The following is a 17,917-nucleotide window of genomic DNA, read 5'->3' as shown; positions in this document are numbered from 1 at the left end:
GGAAACTGTCTACCAGACCTGGAAGGCAGGGCCAGAAGGGCGTGGTCAGAACGACATCGTCAGCCTGCCGTAGTAGCGCGGTTCGCAAGGATTGGTCGTGCAGAGCCCCTCGATGTAGCTGGGTGTGTTGCCGAGAAAGTCGGTGGCGTAGAGGGAAAACGTGAGCGGCAGGTCTTTGATCGGACGTACGGAAATGCCTGCTCCGATGCCGAAGCCAAACCACTCGTAGCCGATCGAGACCTGGCTACCCAGGTGAAGGCTGAGGGCGCCGATGGGTCCCCAGAAGCAATCGGTGCCTTCTGGAAAGTTGAGGCTGGTGACGTTGTTGCCACTCAGGCAGTTGGTGGATCCCAAGGTGCCATTGCCGCCAAAGCCGTAAAAATCGGAGCCGATGCCTGCGGTGGCCACCAACAGGATCGGGTTCTGGCCACGGCTGATCGGCACGGCCTGGGAAAGCACCAGGTAAAAGTTGCGGCCCAGATCCGTGGTGTCATCAAGCTGGATGATGTGTTCACCGCCGAAGGCAATCCCGGTGGTAGGGGTGAGGTTGAAGGCGGTGCGGAAGCCGATGCTCTGGCCGGCGAACTGGCCTGTTCCCCGATTGCGGCTGGTGAGGCTCTGAATCGTGTATTGGAAGCCCAGGCTGGCGTACTCACCTTTGAAGGGCGTGAAGTCGAGGTAGGCCTCGCTGTCGGCGCAGTCGATCCAATCTCCTCCTGCTGGAACGCGGCAGGCGCGGGTCCGGCTCGTGGCTGTGAGTGTGGTGGATATGGTGAATTCCCTGTCCTGGGCAAAACCGTTGGGCACGTTCAAGCCCGTGTCGGGGTAGGGGTCGCCGTTGACGGTGATGCCCCGAGCCAGGCCCCGCACCTTGGGCCAGAGCGGAGCTGGCTGCTCGGGAAGGTAAGGCGGGTCCGGCCTGACCTCGCCTCTGGCCAGTGCAGCAGAAGGCCGAAACACCTCATCCTCAGGAACCAGAAACCAGCGCAGGCTGTTGTCCCTGGCCAGCATCTGGCCCATCATTTGAACGTCCTGGCTGGCGGGTTGCGCCGGAGACATCACGGCCAGGCGGTTGTCTTGCGAGGGAACCAGCTCCCAGGCCAGGGACCGCTCCGGCGTGGCAGCGATTGGCGGGGGCGGCGTGGGCTGAAGGGGTTGGGGGCTTTGGGGGCTGGGCGGAACCAATTCCCAGACGAGGCTTGTGGACTGCGGCTCAGGCTCAGATTCAGGGCCTGATTCAGAACGTGATTCAGCAGCTTGGGCCCGCAACATGGGTACGGGCGGTGGTGGCAACGGGACAGCCGCCACTGGTGGAGGCGGCAGAGGAACGGCCAGCACGGGGGGCGGTGGTTCGGGCAGCTCCGAGAGCAAGATCTGGGCTTCGACCGCCGAGCCCGCCACCACGCCAAGCGACGTCAGCAGGCTGAGCCAAGGCGTGAAGCTGGACGCAAACAGCCGAAATGACACGTTGAGGGCCGTGGCGATTAAGTTGCGCCAATGTATCGTCGATGGCCAGCTGATGACTGGCCCCATACACCCACTTTTTTACACGGTTCATGGCAACATTCGCCCCATGGCACCAACCGCCTCACTGTCAATTGCCTCAATGACGCTCTTGCGCTTGAAACCAGTGGGAAAGCGTTGGGTCGCGCCGCTGCCACTCCTGCTGGCCTTAGGCCTCTCCAGCCCCACGCTTCCCATTGCGGCGGCCGAGTTGCGGCGTGAAGCGATCGCCCAGGCAGGTCCAAGCTCCACTGGATTTGAAACAACCCTTCAGGACGACGCCTACATCCTGGGCTCTGGCGATGGGTTGAGCCTGAGGTTTCTGGCCGTAGAGGACCTCAGCGGACCGCTGGAGATCCTCAATGACGGCACCGCCTCCCTGCCGCTGCTGGGCAGCGTGATGCTCTCGGGCCTGACCCTGTCCCAGGCCAGTCTCTGGCTGGAAACTCTCTACAAAAATCAGCTGCAGCGCCCGGATCTGTTGCTGAGCGTGGTGCGTCCACGCCCCCTGCGCATCGCTGTGGTCGGCGAGGTGGAGCGCCCTGGTCTCTACACCCTCACCACCTCAGAAGCCTCCACGACCCAGGCGTCGGTGTCGATCAGTGGGCCCCCCACGCTGGTGGATGCGATCCAGAAGGCGGGTGGGATCACATCGATGGCCAACCTGCAGCGGGTGGTGGTGCAGCGGCGTCTGCCCGGTGCCGACTCCCGCTTCAAGCGCACCCGTGTGGACCTGCTGGCGCTGGTGCGCGACGGTGACCAGCTCCAGAATCCATTGCTCTTCGATGGAGACACGATCAAGCTGGAGCGCGTTGCCCAGGAAGATGCCAGCAATTCGGCCAAGTTGGCAGTCACCACCCTGGCTCCGACGCAGATCACCGTCAACGTGATTGGCGAAGTGAAATCACCCGGACGGCTGCAGGTTCCTGCCAGCACGCCCTTGATGCAGGCGATCCTGGCGGCCGGGGGCGTGGAAACCTGGCGCGCCAAGACGTCACAGCTGGAACTGGTGCGGATCAACCGCAACGGCTCGGCCATGCGCCGCCAATATCGCCTTGATTACAACCAGGGAGTTTCCACGGCCAGCAACCCTCCGCTGGTGGATGGCGACACGGTGATCGTCAATCGCAGCCGCTATGCGATCAGCGCGGATGCGATCGGGGCCGTCAGCCAGCCCCTGAGCGGATTGGTCAATGTGTTGACCTTGTTCCGCCTGCTCGACAGCAACAATTAAAACTGAATGCGCATCACCTGGCTGTTGAGCGATGAATTGGCCGTGGGAACGGCACCCTGCAGCAGCGAAGATCTCGATCAGCTCGAGCAGGAGGGCGTCAAGGCGCTGATCAGCCTCTGCGCAGCTGAGGAGATCAAGCTGAGCGACGGAATCTCCGAGCGTTTCGAGTGGGTTCGCCTACCGCTGCCAGATCACCACTACGATTGCGTCCCCACGGCCCGGCAGATCTCTGTGGTGCTGGCTGAACTGAGCCGGTTGCGCGGCTATGGCCCGGTTTATCTCCATTGCGTGGCCGGCGTGGAACGCTCGCCCCTGGTGGCGATGGCCTGGTTGATGCACAGCCGCCGCATGGGCTGGCAGGCGGCCCTGGAGTATGTTCAGCAAACCCATCCCGGCACGAGCCCTTTGCCCGAGCAGCTGGCGGTGCTGAGAGGCTTGCCATTGCTGACGGCTTCCATGCGATTCCAGCAGCCAGCAGTAGCCTGAGCCAGCTGTAGAACGGCAAAGGGATCGAGTCGCTGGAGCTCCGCTCGCGACCGCCCGACTTTCGGCGATTCGTGTGTCTTGATTCAGCCGCCACGACGTTCGATCAGGGTGAAGGGTTCGAAGCTTGTGCTGATGCCGAATTCTTCGGCAAATTCGAGCACGCGGCACCAGGCGCGGTTTTCGCGCAGGATGCCGCGCAGGATCACCGGCGCGTTGCCGTGCTGGAGGGTCATCTCAAACAAAGGCCAGCCGACGCTGGGCTGCACCTGGTTCTCCTGGAAGGTGGGCGCCACATCGAGGCTGCCGATCAGGATGCGGCGCCGATTGGCGTCCCAGTCATAGGGAATCTCGTAGAGAGCAAGCAGCTCGGCGGCCAGGGCCCAGGAGCTGCCATTGGCGTCGATCTCCACAGCCAGCTCCTGGCTGCGGGCACGGATGCTGGTGGGGCGACGGAAGGCGAGCGGCTCAAATTCAGGCTTGGCTTGAGCCAGAAAGCCCCGAATGCGTTGCCTCAATGCATCGCCACCGCTGGGCGGGCCGTTTTTGCTGAGTTGCAGGAAATCCCAGCGCTCGCCACTACCACCCCAGATCACCGGGCCGTAGTTGTCGTGCATCGAGCGACCGTCGCGGTTGGCGGCCGCCTCGGCGTGGGTCATCACCTTCTCGATGGTGATATCGGCCTGACCCCAGCCCCAGCTGCGGGCGATCGCAGCGGTCTCGCGGCACATGGCGTTGAGCTGGGCCTCGGTGGGAGGAATGCTCCAGGGATCGGGGCGGCCACCCATGCAGGCGCAGGACAGGGCCACCGCATTGCTGTTGCGTCGCCAGGTGTGGGCCGGTAGATCGATGCTGTAGGCGTGCAGGCGCCGCAGACGGCCATCGCCGCTGATGATGGTGTGATACAGGCCGGAGCGCACCCAGGTGTAAGGGGTGGCGGCCCAGTGCAGATAGATGGTGGCTGGCATCAGCGTGGCGAGCCGAAAGGGAGCGATGGCTGGAATTGAATACAGGCCAAAGCATCACGTCAAGATAAAGTATTTTAGTTGTACTTAATACGCACAAGTCCAATCAAGGAGCAGCAGTGCTGCATGGATTCCATAGCCACCGTCAGCGTGATTTGAGGCGTTGCCCCGTTTGATCTGGTGTGCGCGGCTAACCCTGAGGCAGTGCCCGAGCTCAGCGCCCACGGCTGATTGATCTACAGGACCCCAACAGGCGTTGAAACGGGTACCTGCAACAGCGGGCTGGTCTTTCAGCTCATGGGCTTCGCCAAAGCCCCTGGATGCTGCATTCAGATCGCCGCTACTTTGGAGCCATGAGCCCGAGTACGGCCATGACACTGGTTACCAGCCCAGCCACTTCATCATCTTCAGCTGCGATGGACGTCCTGGCGCCGCTGCGATGGCCTGATGATTTGCGGTTCACACCTGAACAATTTGAGCGGATCTGCTCCGCCAACCCTGAGTCGGTGCTCGAACTCAGCGCCGATGGCGAGCTGATCACGATGACCCCGACAGGTGGTGACACCAGCGTCCGTAATTCCCGTCTGTTGATGCGTCTCCTGGTGTGGGCGGATCAGCAAGGCGGCTGGACCGTTCTCGACAGCTCGGGAGGATTCCGTTTGCCTGATGGAGCCATCCTCAGTCCTGATGCGGCGCTTGTGCGCCTGGAGCGCTGGCAGGCTCTCACTGCCGAACAGCGCCACGGCTTCCCGCCCCTCTGCCCCGATCTGGTGGTGGAGCTGGCCAGCCCCAGTGATGAGGGCTCCCGCGGCGTGAGTGCTCTGCGCCGCAAGATGGCCGCCTATCAAGCCAACGGCGCTCGCCTTGGCTGGTTGTTGCTCCCCGACGAACGGGCCGTCGAAATCTGGCCCGCCAGCGGCGACCCCCAGCGCCAGGAACAGGCCACGCCTCTCGAAGCAGGGCCTGAGTTTCCAGGCCTGCGCCTGGACCTTGAAGAGATCTGGGCAGCCGGCAGCGCATCCCAGGTCAACCCGTCCCTAGGCTGCTGATGACCAGCTGACCTGTTGACCATGCGAACAGTGGGCTTGGCGGAGGCCAAGGCTCAGCTTTCAGCGCTGCTGGATGCAGTGGAAGCAGGTGATGAGGTGGTGATCACCCGACGGGGTCAGGTGGTGGCCCGGCTTGTGCCCGAAGCGCAGCGGTCTTACCAGGAAGCCACCATCTCCTGGCCTGAGCGAATCAGACATTTCCATGCGGACCGGCCCCGCTTGGCTCTCAGTGCGGTGGATCTGGTGGATGAGCTGCGGGAGGAGGGATGAGAAATGACACCGACCTATGTGGATAGCTGTTTGGTGTTGTCGCTGTTCCTCGGCGATGGCGGCTATGGCGCTGCTGAGACGTGGCTCCTGCTTCAGGGCGATCAACCGCTTTGGGTCAGTCACTGGGTTCTGCTTGAGTTAGAGCTGTTTCGTCAGCAACGGCTGAGCCTGATCGAGCCCCGTGGCGGCGATTTCTTTCAGGCTCGTCATTGGCTTCAGGAGTTCAGAGCCGTCGCGCTACGCAGCGGCGATGCTCTGCATCTGGCCCTGGCGAAGCGGCACAATCTCCTGATCGCCACAGCTGATCGAAACCTGGTCAGGGCAGCCGATGCCCTGAGCCTTCCCTGCCAATGGATCGACTGACGGCGTGAGCTGCGCTAGCCCCCGTTCTATGCCATCTCTGCAGATTCGAGACCTACCGGAGCCCTGCAGCAGGCGTCTCAGGTGCTGCCCTGAGCAGAGCCTCCAGGAGCCGAAACGCGTGGTGGAGCAGCTGATGATCGAGATGGTGCATCTGGTTGGCTGATCAGTTCAGCCAAGATGTGTGGCGGACGAGCTGTCAGCGCCGTCACTCCCTGGAGCAGGGCCTGAATCAGTCCTGGGTTATTAAGTGACGTCGCCTTCGGAGTGCAGCTTCCCTTTGGCGATTCGCTGCCTTGGCTGCTCCCACAGCAGCACCCCTGCCCTGGCAGATCGATCCGCCAGGGCAGCAGAAGATCATCCAGCTGGGCGCCGAGCAGCAGCAGCTCGCCCAGCCCCAGGGCCGGGGCCTCCAGGCACAGGTCAATGTCGGATCCGCCGGAAGACCAGGGATGGCGATCTCGATCAGTTCTGTGGATGCGCTCAATGCTGCTTTGCCTGGTCTGAGCAGATCCCTCACCACGGCCTCCCGCACCGCATCCCGCGAACCGCTGATGCCACTCACATCCTGGTCCACCAGGACATCTTTCAACAGCTGCCAGCTCAGTTCATGGGGAATTCAAAGGCCTGAATCAACCCCTGCTCCTCCAGCTCACTCAGAGGACGCGGCAGTCATTGTCCAGGCGTTGCAGCCAGCGCACATCCGCTTCCGCCATGGCTGCAGAAGACCCAACTCCCCCAGTGTGTCTGCCTGGGCTTCCGCCGGTCTTGAGGACAACGCGACTACAAGGCCCCGGCGCCACTAAGAAGCTCGGCGAGGCCTTCCAGTGGATGCGATTCTCTTCCTCTTGTCGAAGGGTCAGTTTGTGATTCCGGCGCGGCTGAGACAGTTGCTGGGGTTGTGTCGCGAGTAACACCGCTCCATCACTCCCACCCCACTTGTAGATCCAGACTCCCGCGTGATTCTTCGCTTCACCATCACGCTTCTGCAACGGCTGCCTCAGCCGCCGTGGGCAGCAGTGGCGCTTCCTTGGGGTGAGCCTGGGCGCGAGCCTGCCGCAGGCGATCAGCGAGGGCGCAGTGATCTGTCTTACTCTGGTAAGACGTGCTGGAGTTGAACCATGGACGCCATCCTCACCCTCTCCTCGAAGGGGCAGCTGGTGATTCCGGCCCGGCTGCGTCAGCTACTGGGCTTGAAGCCGGGCGATCGCCTGGCTCTCAGCTTGGAACCGGATGGTCTGCGCCTCACACCCCAGGGGGCAGGGCGACCCGGCTCTGCCCGCGCCCTGATCGGCGCTGCGGGCTACCACGGACCCACCGTTTCCCTGAAGCAGATGGATCCAGCCTTGTTCGCCAAGCGCCCAGAGCACCCATGAGTCTGCCGCTGGCGCTCGACACCAACGTCCTGGTGCGGTTGCTCACCAACGATGATCCAGAGCAGGCCGAGCGGGCAGCGCATCTGATCGATGGCAGCTCCGCCTGCTTTGTGCCGATCACGGTGACGCTTGAGCTGGAATGGGTGCTGCGTGGTGCCTATCGCTTGTCGCCCGAGGTGGTCATCCGTGCCTTTGAAGGTCTGATGGCCATCCCGCAGGTGCATCTCGAGCATGATGATCAGGTGCTGAATGCCCTGGAGTGGCATCGCCATGGGCTCGACTTTGCCGACTCCCTGCATCTGGCCCGCAGCGAGGGCTGCCGTGCCCTGATCAGCTTTGATCGCTCCCTGGCCCGCTGTGCTGCCGGCCTCGGCCTCACACCTGCCGTTGAGGAGCCTTGAGCTGGCTGAGATCTGGGCGGGGCGAACCCCCTCGGCCGCCGCGGCGTTCGCCCAAGGCAAAGGGAGAAAAGAAGGCCGTGATGCCGAATTCCTCGGCGAATTCCAGCACCCGGCACCAGGCCCGGTTCTCGATCACCAGACCCCGCAGGATCACGGGCGACTAGCCGCCCAGCAGGGCCATCTCGAACATCGGCTGGCCGCTGGTGTCCTGCAGACTTCGTCGCGGTAGGTGGAGGCCACATCGCTGCTGCCGATCAGAAGGCGCCGCTAACGTGGGTCCCATTCGTAGGGAATCTCATAGAGGCCGAGCAGGTCGGCGGCCAGGGCCCATGAGGTGCCGTTGCGATCGATCTCCACCGCCAGCTGATCGCCACGGGCCTGCATCACGGCGGAACGGCTGAAGGCGATGAAGGCGCTGCTGGTTTCCGGGCCGGCTCCCTTGGCCCGTGCAACCAGCTGCTCGCGGATGCTGCGGCGCAACTCCTCACCGCCGTCGTTGGCATCCCAGATCACCGGCCCGTAGTTGTCGTGCATCACCCGCTGAATCGTGATGTCGCCCGCCTGCCAGCCCCAGCGATGATGGCCCCCGTGGCGTCAGCGCTTTGCGCCGCAAGATGGCCGCCTATCAGGCCAACGGCGACCCGCAGCGCAAGGAACAGGCCACGCATCTCGAAGCAGGCCCTGAGTTTCCAGGCCTGCAGCTGGATCTTGAAGAGATCTGGGCAAGCTGAAGCGCATCCCAGATCAACCCGGCGCGGTCGGGTTGTGGCCCGGCTTGTGCCCGAAGAACAGCAGTCTTACCAGGAAGGCACCATGATACTCTGCATCTGGCCCTGGCGAAGCGGCACAATCTCCTGATCGCCACAGCTGATCGAAACCTGGCCAGGGCAGCCGATGCCCCAGGGCCGACTGAAAGTCCATTCATCCCGTCTCCGCCAGGCTGATGCCGACCCAGCCGAGCATGCGGCTGATGTCATGCGCCACGGCCATCAGGCCAGCGCGGATCGATCGGAAACCGTTGCAGCGCAACAAGTTGAGAGCCAAGGTCCGCAGCAGAGCCAGCACCTGAACACCGTTGCGCTGGGCGTAGCGGTGAGCGTCCTCACCGAGCTGGGTGTCGCGGGGCCAGTGCCACTGGTTTTCGATTGCCCAGCGCTGCCGCACCAGTCGCAGCATTGCTTTTGGGCTGGTGCGCAGGGTGGTGATGAACAAGTGGACGTGGTGAAACGGCTTGCCGTCGCGCAACCCACTGCTCACCACCAGCTCGATGATCCAGCTGGCACCCGCCCAGCGCTCACGGATGGTGTCTGTGGCATTGCGGGCTCTGAGCTGCCAGCGCACCTGGCGGCCATGGCTGGCCTCGACATCGCTGACTTCAACAGGGAAATGCCGGTGGCCGCGGAACTGGGAGACGATCTGTTGGTAAAGCCGGCGCTGGTTGTTTTTGACCGTCAGGAGCAAGTCGGCGCCCTGCTCGGCGGCGAGTTGAAAAACACTGGCGAGGTGTGGAGCGCATCCGCCTGAATCAACACACCCTCAAGTTCCAGCGTGCTCAGCAGGGCTTTCAGAGCCGCGCGCTCGTGGGATTCACCGGTATCGAAGGAGGTCTGGGCGATCGCCACGCCCAGCTCCCGGGCGTAGAGCGTGACCTGGGTGACAAACCGAGTCGCCCCATCAGCGCCATCAGGCTGAGCAGCTGAGCCTCGCAGGGTCTTGCCGTCACAGATCAGCTGGTCGAAATCCTTGTCCTGATCTGCGATCTGAGCGAGCATCCAGTCCCTGAGCAACCCAAAGAGCTCCTCCAGCTCCACGCGCTCGAACAGGTAGAGGAAGGTGGAGTCGCAAGGTGCCTTGGGCAACTCCAGATCCAGCGCCGCGCCGAACGCCTGGTGATGCCGCTTGGCAAAACGCTCCAGATCCCTGGCGCTGCGGCAGCCGCTGAGGATGCCCAGGATCGCCATCAACAGAAGCAACCACTGGGGGTAACGGACCCCTCGGCGCTTACGGCCCTCCGGCAAGGCCTGCAGGAAGGCGATCAGATCGGGACTGGCAGCAAGCTGGGCCAATGGACAAGAGCAGTCCCGATAAAACCAGGCCCAGCTTGGCCGCACAACGACCCTTGTGCCTGACTTTCAGTCAGCCCTGGCCGATGCCCTGAGCCTTCCCTGCCAATGGATCGACTGACGGTGTGAGCTGCGCAACGCCTGCAGTTTGAGTAAATTATCTAAGTGCGCTGTCCCAGGCTTGATGCCATCTCTGCAGATCCGAGACCTACCGGAGCCCTTGCATCGTCTGCTGCAGCGTCGGGCACGCGAACACAAGCGCAGCCTCAGCCAACAGGCCCTCGCCGACCTTGAGGTACTCAGCGGTGGCGACCCGCGTCAGCGGCGTCAGCAGGCCCTAGAGCGGATCGAACAGCGTTGGCGCCAGCGATCACCCCTGCAGTGGTCAGAACTGCCGGAGGCCCTAATCCGCGCCGATCGAGAACGCTGATGGCATCCGCTGCTGTGCTCGATGCTTCGGCGGCGCTGAGGGTCATCACTTGCGATCCCAGCGCTGCTGCTTGGGCTGAGTCCTTGCAGCAGGCGGCTCTGGTGCTGGCACCAGAGCTGATGCTCTCCGAAGTGGCCAACACACTTTGGAAGTTGCATCGTGCCGGCAACCTGAACGGGCTCGATCCCCAGCTGCTTCCCGCTGATGCACGCGATCTGGTCGATCAGATTGAGCCAGACCGCCATTTGCAGGTGGAAGCCCTGGCTCTGGCTTGCCATCTGAATCACCCGGTCTACGACTGCCTCTATTTGGCGCTAGCCCGGCGGGAGGCGGCCACCTTGCTGACGGCTGACCGGCGGTTACAGAGCCTCGCGGCTCAGGTGCTGCCCTGAGCAGAGCTCGGCTGGACATACCGCTTCGTCTCTGCAACCCAGAAAAAACTCTCAGCAGCAAGCCCAAACCGCTAATAGCGTGATAACGAATAGATCTGGGATGGCTGGTTGGCGCAGTTGCTGGTTCGGAATCTGGATGGATGGGTGAAGGAGGCTGCACCGGCGGCATGGGGCTCGTGATCTTGATTGATACCAATATGATTTCGGCTGTGATGCAGAGCCAGGCTGATACAGGAGGTGTGCTGGTTGGATAACCAGTCCAGCCAAGACGTGTGGGTGCCGAGTGTGGTGGTGTTTGAGTTGTGCTATGGAGTGGCCACACTGCCAAGCGTTCAGCGCCGTCGCTCCCTGGAGCAAGGGCTGAATCAGTTGCTGAAACACTTGGTGCAGGATCGAATTGCACCCCTCGATGGCCTTGCGGCCCAAAGAGCTGCAGTTTTAGCCGCTGAACGCAAAGCCAAGGGACGTTCCGTCGATCTGCGTGACACTTTGATTGCCGGGATTGCCCTGGCCCGTGGCGCCCAGCTGGCCACCCGCAACACACGCCACTTCAGCGACACCAGCATCGGGTTGATCAACCCCTTCCCCGATTGAGCAACCTGAATCTGCCCAACGTTCGAAATCAAGCCTCATTTTGATCCGTAATTCCAGCCCTTCCTCGCTGCTGCGCCGCCTGGCGCGCCGAATCGCCGGGCCGCTGCTGCTGCCGTTCGCGAGCCAGCAGCCGGCGGCGCGGCTGCTGCGCAGCACGGCCCGCCAACAGTGGAAGCTGCTGGCGCTGAACCTGGGCTCCAGCCTGGTGGAGGCCTTCAGCGAGGGGGCGACCCTGGCGGTGATCTTCCTGGCGCTGGAGCTGCTCTCGGCCCCCTCCGGCGGAGCAGTGCTCAACCTGGGCCGTTACCCCAGCATCGGCTTCCCGGGGCCGCTGCAGGAGGCGGTCGCCCAGGCGCCGCGCACGCCACTGTTTCTGGGCCTGCTGGCTCTAGCGGTGCTGCTGCAGGCGCTGATGAGCCTGTCGGCCTACCTGAACCAGGTGAGCGTGGGCTACTTCGCCGCCCGCTGCATGGTGTCGGTGAAAACCCTGATCCACCAGCGCATCCTGGCGCTGAGCTACGCCTGCGCCAGCGGCTACCGGGTGGGCGACCTGCTCAATTACGCCGGCCAGGGCCCGGTTGCGATCAACACCACCATCACCGCTCTGTCGCAGCTGCTGGTGAACGGGCTGCTGCTGTTCACTTACCTGGGGGTGCTGCTGGCCCTCTCGCCCTGGCTGCTGGTGGGGGCAGCGGGGATGGCGCTGCTGATCACACTGGTGCAAAAGCAGCTGCTGCCGCGCATCCGCGATGGCTCGCAGCGGTTGACGGTGAGCCAGGTGCGGCTGGGCAGTCGCATCACTGAGGACATCCAGGGACTGCGGCTGCTGCACAGCCTGGGGCAGCTGGAGGCGGCTGACCGCACGGTGCTTGGCCAGATGCACGAGCTGGAGGCCCTGCAGCGGCGTCAGACCCGGCTCACCGCCGCGATCAGTCCGATCGCGCGAGTCCTGCCCGTGCTGGCAATCGCCGTGATCGCGGCCCTGAGCCTGCTGGCGTTCGGCGGCCGGGTGACGGGGGTGCTGCCGAGCCTGGCCACCTTCGTGCTGGCGCTCCAACGCATGAATATGCGCATGGAGGTGATTGCCGGGGTGTTCACCCGCCTGAGCAACAACAGCGCCTCTATCGAGCGGCTCAACGAGATCCTCAGCCCGGCGGGCAAGGAGTTCCGGCGGCTGGGGGGCGTGCCGTTCCGGGCACTGGAGCGCGGGATCCGCTTCGAGGACGTGAGCCTGTGCTACGAGCCGGATTCGCCGCCGGCCCTGGATGGGGTGAGCTTTACCTTGCCCAAGGGCCACACGCTGGCACTGGTGGGCACGAGCGGGGCGGGCAAGAGCTCGATCGCTGATCTGCTCACTGGGCTCTACGCCCCCACCGGCGGGCGGATCCTGATCGACGAGCAGGACCTGGCCACGCTGCACCTGCCCAGCTGGCAGCAGCGGCTGGGGGTGGTGAGCCAGGACACGTTTCTGTTCAATGCCTCGCTGGCGGAGAACATCGCCTTCGGCTGCGGCTGGGCCACGCGGGCAGATGTGCAGGCCGCGGCGGCGCGGGCCCAGGCGGCGGGCTTCATCGCCGAACTGCCGCAGGGCCTCGACACGCTGGTGGGGGAGCGGGGCTACAGGCTGAGTGGCGGCCAGCGCCAGCGCATCAGCCTGGCGCGGGCAATCCTGCGCAACCCGGAGCTGCTGATCCTCGATGAGGCCACCAGTGCCCTGGACAGCCAGAGCGAGCGGCTGGTGCAGCAGGCGATCGAGCAATTTGAGCGGCAGCGCACGGTGCTGGTGATCGCCCACCGGCTGAGCACGATTGTGAACGCCGACACCATCCTGGTGGTGGAGCGTGGTCGGATCGTGGAGCAGGGGAGCCACGCCGAGCTGCTGGGGCAGGGCATAGCGTATGCGGGGCTTTGGCGGCAGCAGCTCGGCAGGGAACAGGCGGTGAGTGGATGACTGCTCAAGATGTTCGAATATGAACGACCTATTTGCGGAAGGCTTCGAATCTTGGTTGGTAAAGCTTGGCCCCAGTGAATCAATGGGTGAATGTTTTCTAGCCTTAGAAATCTCCGAAACTCAGAGGAATGAGCTGAGAATCCTCACGTTTGTCCAGTGAGAATATCAAGTCAGTTAACCTACCGTCGCCACCATGTCATCAGGGTCAGGCCCCTCAAGATTGGCAATCATCTCCTGGCATGGTTGTTTGCCCGGAATTTGTCCAGACTGATTCATGGATCTTGCGATATAGGCTTTTCTGGTGTACCAGAGCTAGGAGTGCAGCCAGACAATCCAAGCCTGCTAAGTGAACAGTATGATTATATTGACAGAGATTCAAGCTACCCATGGCCAAAGCCGGAATCGCTTGGAAGAACAATTTCACGCAGGCTCATGCTTGGAATTGCATCCAGGCTGTGCCCGTCGCAAGACGCAATTCTGCATGGGAAAAGGGTCGGAGACTGTTACTCTCGCTATATCCTGTCGACAAATACTCCAAATCTTTATCCCATAAGATCTGCCTCGCTAGGAGGGGATCTGTTGCTTGATATAGATAGCACGGTTTGCAATATTGGCTATCTCCCTTCCCGTTGCGAAGCACAATTCTTGATTCCTGGCGACGCTGAGTGCAGGGCAGTAGCTGCCAAGTTTGTTGTGGATAGATCGCACGATGCTCTGTACGTACATATCAGAGCAGGCGATATCCTTTCGCTTAAAAATAGCTTACATCAACCCCTGCCAATCGAGATGATTCGATATGCAAAAAGTCAATTCAACACGTCGCTAATCTTTATTGGACAATTGGAGGATTCAGAATACTCCAGAGCACTTCGTCTGGCATTCCCGGATGAAGAGTTCTTTTTCTCAGATCGAGCAGGCCTCGACTTCGAGATTATTCGTGCTGCCCGAAGAGTTCTTCTGTCGACCAGCACTTTTGCATGGCTTGCAGCTTGGATATCGGAAAACAATGACCTTATCTTGCTACCTAGTCTGGGTCTCTTCAATGCTTTAGAGGCACCGGAAATCAACCTTATCGACTGTAATGACAAACGATATCAATTTCTTGTCCCGTAACGAGATTAGAGTCAAGAAAAGCCGGATTCACTGCTTCTTGTCATCATCAATCTTCAATGTTATCTTCTAAATTATTGCTGAGAAATTGAGTAATAAGTAATGAAAACAGCTATTGTAACATTAGCAGCGGGAGCAAGGATGGAGCCGATTGCCAAGCTTTCGATTCCGCTCATGATGAAATATGCAGAAAACATTAAATCAGACTTCATTAGGCTTTCGCCACGTCTTGCCAATAAATTTCAAGGAATTCTCAATTATGAAAAGTTCCAGATATTTAATCTGTTTTCCTATTATGAGCGCATTATCTTTCTGGATGCGGATATACTCATTGCGCCAGCTGCTCCGAGCCTTTTCGATGTGGTCGATGAGGAGCATCTCGGTGTATTCATCGCCAGCCGCTACAGTGATCTTCATAACCCATCAGTTGAAGCGATCCTGTGCATTCTCGGCGAGATAGCCTGGCAGCGAGAAGCTAGAAATCCTGAAATCTACGAGTCATTCAATTCTGGAGTTCTTGTTTGTTCGAGAAAAACTGGAGAGTACTTTGGCAAGGAAATGCGCCCCGCAGAGGTTTGGGCTAAATTCGACTCACATAATTGTTATATGAGTGATCAGACGTTCATGAATTATGTTGCCCAGAAATACAGCTTAGCTTTAGCCGATATTGGCTATCAATTTAACCATACACTTGCGCCCGGCAAGAGCAGCCACCGTTTTCGCAGTCATATGATTCACTATGCGGGTGTCAGCCATCGTGAAGCCAACTGGTTCAATCGGCCTTCGAAGATAGCAAAGATGAGATCTGATCATTTCATCCTCTCGAAAAGATCCCTTTCTAACCTTGCCTCCTCCCATCCTTTTCTTGTGCGCATGATAGATCATGTCTTGTAGCAAGCGATACTCAATATGGAAATCTTCCAGATCTCTATGATCCCCTATCTGAAACAAATACTTGCATCCATCGGGCTGCATCTAGAGAGACATTCGACGCATGACGAACGGCTTAATACGATTATTGAGTTGTGGAACTCGCAATTCTCATTGCTCCGAATCTTGGAAAACGTAAATACACTCAAACGTGTTAGATATGGATTTATTGACACAGGAAATGGTACCTTTTATCCAGTGCCTGGAAGGTTGTATCCAGATCAATATACTGGTAGCGGTTTCTTTGTGTCCCTATCAAAACTACTGATTACAGTCTTGGAGTGCCAGCAGCAGCAGATTGCGATCAGAAGTATTGACAATACGTTGTGCATGGAAATGTACAAAGACTGTAGCTTCCATAACAACTGGCCAGCTTTCTTCCAGGAAGTCGAGGCTCATAGGGCTGAGATGTTTGCCCTTGAAAAGCTCCCGTGCGAAAAAGAAATAGCAAGAAACATTTCTCCTCATAGTGACTACAATGGCATCTTGCATGCACTTGGGCATGAATGGATTGTAGAATTTCTGGATATTTATTGCAAGCCATCCCTGTTTTCTTCAGAACTGTCTCAAGGCTACAAAGCATCGGCAAGCATTATGGAAACCAAACCATTAGCCGCCTATTATCGCGGCACTGACAAGTTTCTTGAGATTGAGCCAGTTTCTCCCTCGCAAGTATTCTCATATGTGGATTCACATTCAGGCTCCGGCCAAGCCATCTTAATTCAAACAGACCAGCAGCAAGTTCGCGACTATGCGCGAAATCACTATCTTGACCGATGTAGATTTATTGAGGATATCCCGGTTACGAAGGGAAGTGTTGGGATACACTACCTCAGCGATCACTCTGTGCTCAGGGAATATTCTGGCCAGCAGCTTGTTGTGATGGCAGAATCGATCGCCCACGGGCCAACCATTGTGACGACGACAAGCAATGTTGGAGTCTTTCTGCCCCTAAAGATCTTTAGTCGTGGTGGCACTGTCTTTCAAATTAAGAGCACAAGTAAAGAGCAAGCCAATCGTTCTTCAATCTAGTCGAGTATTTTTAGCTTCTTACTTGGGCATGGCGTATTGGTTCTGCTGAATAAGTTCATAGAGCATTCATTCTGTATTTCTGGTATGGTGCATGGAACATGGAACTGCCCTGTCGTGTCCGAATGCCTTGATTTAATTAATCTGGCTGCTGGTCATTATTTTCATTCTTCAAGCTGCCGATGTCTTCACTGAGAGCACTGCGCGAATCTCAATTTGCAAACTACTTGCGTAGCTACTGGCATTTACTTCGCCCTCCTATTCGCCCACTTTCAGCCTTGCCGCTGTTGCAGCGAATTTCCTCTTATGGCATTGAGAAGCCGAAGAAGCTGTTGCATGTTGGGGCAAATACTGGGGCAGAAACGAAGTATTATAGCGAGAATGATATTGAAGCCTGGCATGTTGAGGCTATTCCAGAAGTTCTGGATCTCCTTGTTAGGAACTGCCAGCAAAATCTCTCTCAACACCCAATACTTGCCTGTCTATCCAGTGCTGGTGGCAAGCAAGTATCCTTTAACATTTCAAGCAATTCTGGCCTGTCATCCTCATTGCTCGAGCTGGGGCGTCACGGAAAAGCGTATCCAACAATATACTACTCCAAAAGAATAAGCCTAACTACCTCTACTGTCGATGACCTGATTGCTGAGGGCCGAATCCCGCCAGATATTGACTTTCTGGTTATCGATGCACAGGGGGCTGAATTCTTAATTCTTCAGGGCGCTAAAGGGCTCCTCTCTTCCGGATCTCTAAAAGGCGCCATGATCGAAACTGCAGCAGAGCCTTTGTATGACTCGATTAGGTAGCAAACTCCGCACACCTCAGGAGTCGTTCCGGCCGTGCTTGACAGCTGCAGATGGCATGAACCACACGCTCGGTCATTGCCGCCAGATTGAACCGCCGATTGAAGCGGTAGCTGAAGGCGCCCAAGTAGCGATCAGCGTACTTTTCGAAGCGAAGGGCATGGAAGCTGCCGCTGAAGCTGGTTTTCAAGTTGCTGAGCACCGTGTTAATCCAACGGAATTCTGGTAATTCATTGGGATGACGACCCTTTACGACCACAGGATGATGGAAGCAACCGACTTCTGCAACGGCGCGAAAGCAAGCCAGCCCATCGGAGATCACTTCACAGCCTATCGCCAGTGAATCTTGGGCCCAATCAGCAATAGCGGCAAAAGAGAACGTGGGCACGGTGGCAAGTTTTATATACCGGGGGTGGCCCGCCTCATCGACAGAGACGGCTGCCACGACCGGCACCTTGTTCTCCGATCCACGACCAGGCTTGCCACCACAGCGTTCTCCGCCAAGGTAGGCATCATCCACCTGCACCCTTCCTCTGAGGACATAGGCGCCATCACGTTCTTTCATTGCCTGCATGATCTTGTTCTGAAGCAACCATGCCGTTCGGTAGTTCACACCGAGATGACGCCTCAGAGCTAGTGAGGAGATTCCTGTCTTGGCTTGGCCGACGAGGTAGAAGGCAAGGAACCAGGTGGTCAGAGGTAACTTTGTTGCCTCCAAGATGGTACCGGCCGTGAGGGTGGCTTGATGACGACAGCTCCGGCACTGATAGCGCTTGTGGCGCCTGCCAATGATGAGCCCGTACTCCTTGCCCTCACAACGTGGGCAACGGAAACCATCAGGCCAGCGCGCCTGTTCCAGGGCAACTTCACATTTTTGCTCGGTTCCGTAGAGCTCAATAAACTGGGGCAGCGACAGGCTGGCCTGGAACTGGATCCGATTCATAGCCATGGCAGTGACGACTGGTATATGCGTACCA

Annotated in this window: 22 protein-coding genes; 15 read left to right on the top strand and 7 right to left on the bottom strand. The window is 59.3% G+C overall.

Going from position 1 to position 17,917, the window contains the following annotated elements; all coding sequences use genetic code 11:
- Positions 1-45 precede the first annotated feature (45 nt).
- On the bottom strand, positions 46-1,467 hold the full coding sequence (locus tag BM449_RS11910; RefSeq protein ID WP_145537061.1) for a hypothetical protein: 1,422 nt from the start codon (positions 1,465-1,467) through the stop codon (positions 46-48).
- A 163-nt stretch (positions 1,468-1,630) separates the two neighbouring features.
- On the opposite strand from BM449_RS11910, the gene BM449_RS11905 reads away from it, so the two are divergent.
- Both BM449_RS11905 and BM449_RS11900 read left to right on the top strand, forming a co-directional pair.
- Complete coding sequence (locus tag BM449_RS11905) at positions 1,631-2,737, top strand: SLBB domain-containing protein (protein WP_233831344.1); 1,107 nt, start codon at positions 1,631-1,633, stop codon at positions 2,735-2,737.
- A gap of 6 nt (positions 2,738-2,743) precedes the next feature.
- Entirely contained in the window at positions 2,744-3,223 is a 480-nt protein-coding gene (locus BM449_RS11900; RefSeq protein WP_071801401.1) for a dual specificity protein phosphatase, read from the top strand.
- Between the two features lie 83 nt (positions 3,224-3,306).
- Here BM449_RS11900 and BM449_RS11895 read toward each other — a convergent pair whose 3' ends face one another.
- Positions 3,307-4,188, bottom strand: coding sequence for an N-acetylmuramoyl-L-alanine amidase (locus BM449_RS11895; RefSeq protein ID WP_071801400.1), 882 nt, complete (start codon positions 4,186-4,188; stop codon positions 3,307-3,309).
- A gap of 413 nt (positions 4,189-4,601) precedes the next feature.
- On the opposite strand from BM449_RS11895, the gene BM449_RS11890 reads away from it, so the two are divergent.
- From BM449_RS11890 to BM449_RS11860, 5 genes are all read left to right on the top strand, one after another.
- A complete protein-coding gene (locus tag BM449_RS11890; protein WP_233830712.1) occupies positions 4,602-5,234 on the top strand; it encodes a Uma2 family endonuclease in 633 nt (210 codons plus the stop codon).
- A gap of 21 nt (positions 5,235-5,255) precedes the next feature.
- On the top strand, positions 5,256-5,504 hold the full coding sequence (locus BM449_RS11885) for a type II toxin-antitoxin system prevent-host-death family antitoxin (protein WP_083544542.1): 249 nt from the start codon (positions 5,256-5,258) through the stop codon (positions 5,502-5,504).
- A gap of 3 nt (positions 5,505-5,507) precedes the next feature.
- A complete protein-coding gene (locus tag BM449_RS11880) occupies positions 5,508-5,867 on the top strand; it encodes a type II toxin-antitoxin system VapC family toxin (protein WP_071801397.1) in 360 nt (119 codons plus the stop codon).
- 1,118 nt (positions 5,868-6,985) lie between these two features.
- Complete coding sequence (locus tag BM449_RS11865; RefSeq protein WP_071801396.1) at positions 6,986-7,240, top strand: AbrB/MazE/SpoVT family DNA-binding domain-containing protein; 255 nt, start codon at positions 6,986-6,988, stop codon at positions 7,238-7,240.
- Positions 7,237-7,641 carry a type II toxin-antitoxin system VapC family toxin gene (locus BM449_RS11860; protein WP_071801395.1) on the top strand — a complete coding sequence of 135 codons (405 nt, stop codon included), beginning with the start codon at positions 7,237-7,239 and terminating at the stop codon, positions 7,639-7,641. Before BM449_RS11865 ends, BM449_RS11860 begins: the two co-directional genes overlap by 4 nt.
- Here BM449_RS11860 and BM449_RS11855 read toward each other — a convergent pair.
- The 4 genes from BM449_RS11855 to BM449_RS15500 all read right to left on the bottom strand — a co-directional run bounded on the left by BM449_RS11855 (position 7,616) and on the right by BM449_RS15500 (position 9,707).
- Positions 7,616-7,795, bottom strand: coding sequence for a hypothetical protein (locus tag BM449_RS11855; RefSeq protein WP_071801394.1), 180 nt, complete (start codon positions 7,793-7,795; stop codon positions 7,616-7,618). The genes BM449_RS11860 and BM449_RS11855 overlap by 26 nt on opposite strands.
- A gap of 113 nt (positions 7,796-7,908) precedes the next feature.
- A complete protein-coding gene (locus BM449_RS14545) occupies positions 7,909-8,175 on the bottom strand; it encodes a hypothetical protein (RefSeq protein ID WP_071801393.1) in 267 nt (88 codons plus the stop codon).
- 387 nt (positions 8,176-8,562) lie between these two features.
- Positions 8,563-9,102 carry an ISAs1 family transposase gene (locus BM449_RS15505; protein ID WP_071801392.1) on the bottom strand — a complete coding sequence of 180 codons (540 nt, stop codon included), beginning with the start codon at positions 9,100-9,102 and terminating at the stop codon, positions 8,563-8,565.
- Positions 9,093-9,707, bottom strand: a complete 615-nt coding sequence (locus BM449_RS15500; protein WP_071801391.1) for an ISAs1 family transposase — start codon at positions 9,705-9,707, stop codon at positions 9,093-9,095. The genes BM449_RS15505 and BM449_RS15500 overlap by 10 nt, the downstream gene beginning before the upstream one ends.
- A 217-nt stretch (positions 9,708-9,924) precedes the next feature.
- On the opposite strand from BM449_RS15500, the gene BM449_RS11835 reads away from it, so the two are divergent.
- The 8 genes from BM449_RS11835 to BM449_RS11810 all read left to right on the top strand — a co-directional run bounded on the left by BM449_RS11835 (position 9,925) and on the right by BM449_RS11810 (position 16,943).
- Entirely contained in the window at positions 9,925-10,134 is a 210-nt protein-coding gene (locus BM449_RS11835; protein WP_233830710.1) for a hypothetical protein, read from the top strand.
- Positions 10,134-10,526 (top strand): type II toxin-antitoxin system VapC family toxin, encoded by a 393-nt coding sequence (locus tag BM449_RS11830; RefSeq protein ID WP_071801389.1) that lies wholly within the window; start codon positions 10,134-10,136, stop codon positions 10,524-10,526. Before BM449_RS11835 ends, BM449_RS11830 begins: the two co-directional genes overlap by 1 nt.
- Before the next feature lie 270 nt (positions 10,527-10,796).
- Positions 10,797-11,120 carry a PIN domain-containing protein gene (locus tag BM449_RS11825; RefSeq protein ID WP_205526824.1) on the top strand — a complete coding sequence of 108 codons (324 nt, stop codon included), beginning with the start codon at positions 10,797-10,799 and terminating at the stop codon, positions 11,118-11,120.
- 40 nt (positions 11,121-11,160) lie between these two features.
- Complete coding sequence (locus tag BM449_RS11820; protein ID WP_233830708.1) at positions 11,161-13,071, top strand: ABC transporter ATP-binding protein; 1,911 nt, start codon at positions 11,161-11,163, stop codon at positions 13,069-13,071.
- Between the two features lie 645 nt (positions 13,072-13,716).
- Positions 13,717-14,184, top strand: coding sequence for a hypothetical protein (locus BM449_RS15080; protein ID WP_162922879.1), 468 nt, complete (start codon positions 13,717-13,719; stop codon positions 14,182-14,184).
- Between the two features lie 138 nt (positions 14,185-14,322).
- Positions 14,323-15,075, top strand: a complete 753-nt coding sequence (locus tag BM449_RS11815) for a glycosyltransferase (protein WP_071801388.1) — start codon at positions 14,323-14,325, stop codon at positions 15,073-15,075.
- Between the two features lie 36 nt (positions 15,076-15,111).
- Positions 15,112-16,143, top strand: a complete 1,032-nt coding sequence (locus BM449_RS15075) for a hypothetical protein (RefSeq protein ID WP_145537055.1) — start codon at positions 15,112-15,114, stop codon at positions 16,141-16,143.
- Between the two features lie 275 nt (positions 16,144-16,418).
- Positions 16,419-16,943: an FkbM family methyltransferase gene (locus BM449_RS11810; protein WP_071801387.1), complete on the top strand. Its 525-nt coding sequence runs from the start codon at positions 16,419-16,421 to the stop codon at positions 16,941-16,943.
- On the opposite strand, the gene BM449_RS11805 is transcribed toward BM449_RS11810, so the two are convergent.
- Complete coding sequence (locus tag BM449_RS11805) at positions 16,936-17,889, bottom strand: IS1595 family transposase (RefSeq protein ID WP_071799713.1); 954 nt, start codon at positions 17,887-17,889, stop codon at positions 16,936-16,938. The two genes, BM449_RS11810 and BM449_RS11805, sit on opposite strands and share 8 nt — an antisense overlap.
- Positions 17,890-17,917: the final 28 nt, after the last annotated feature.

This window comes from Synechococcus sp. SynAce01 (assembly GCF_001885215.1).
Lineage (GTDB): Bacteria > Cyanobacteriota > Cyanobacteriia > PCC-6307 > Cyanobiaceae > Regnicoccus > Regnicoccus frigidus.
The sequence above is the reverse complement of the archived record's forward strand: the minus strand, read 5'-3'. Positions and strand labels throughout refer to the sequence as shown.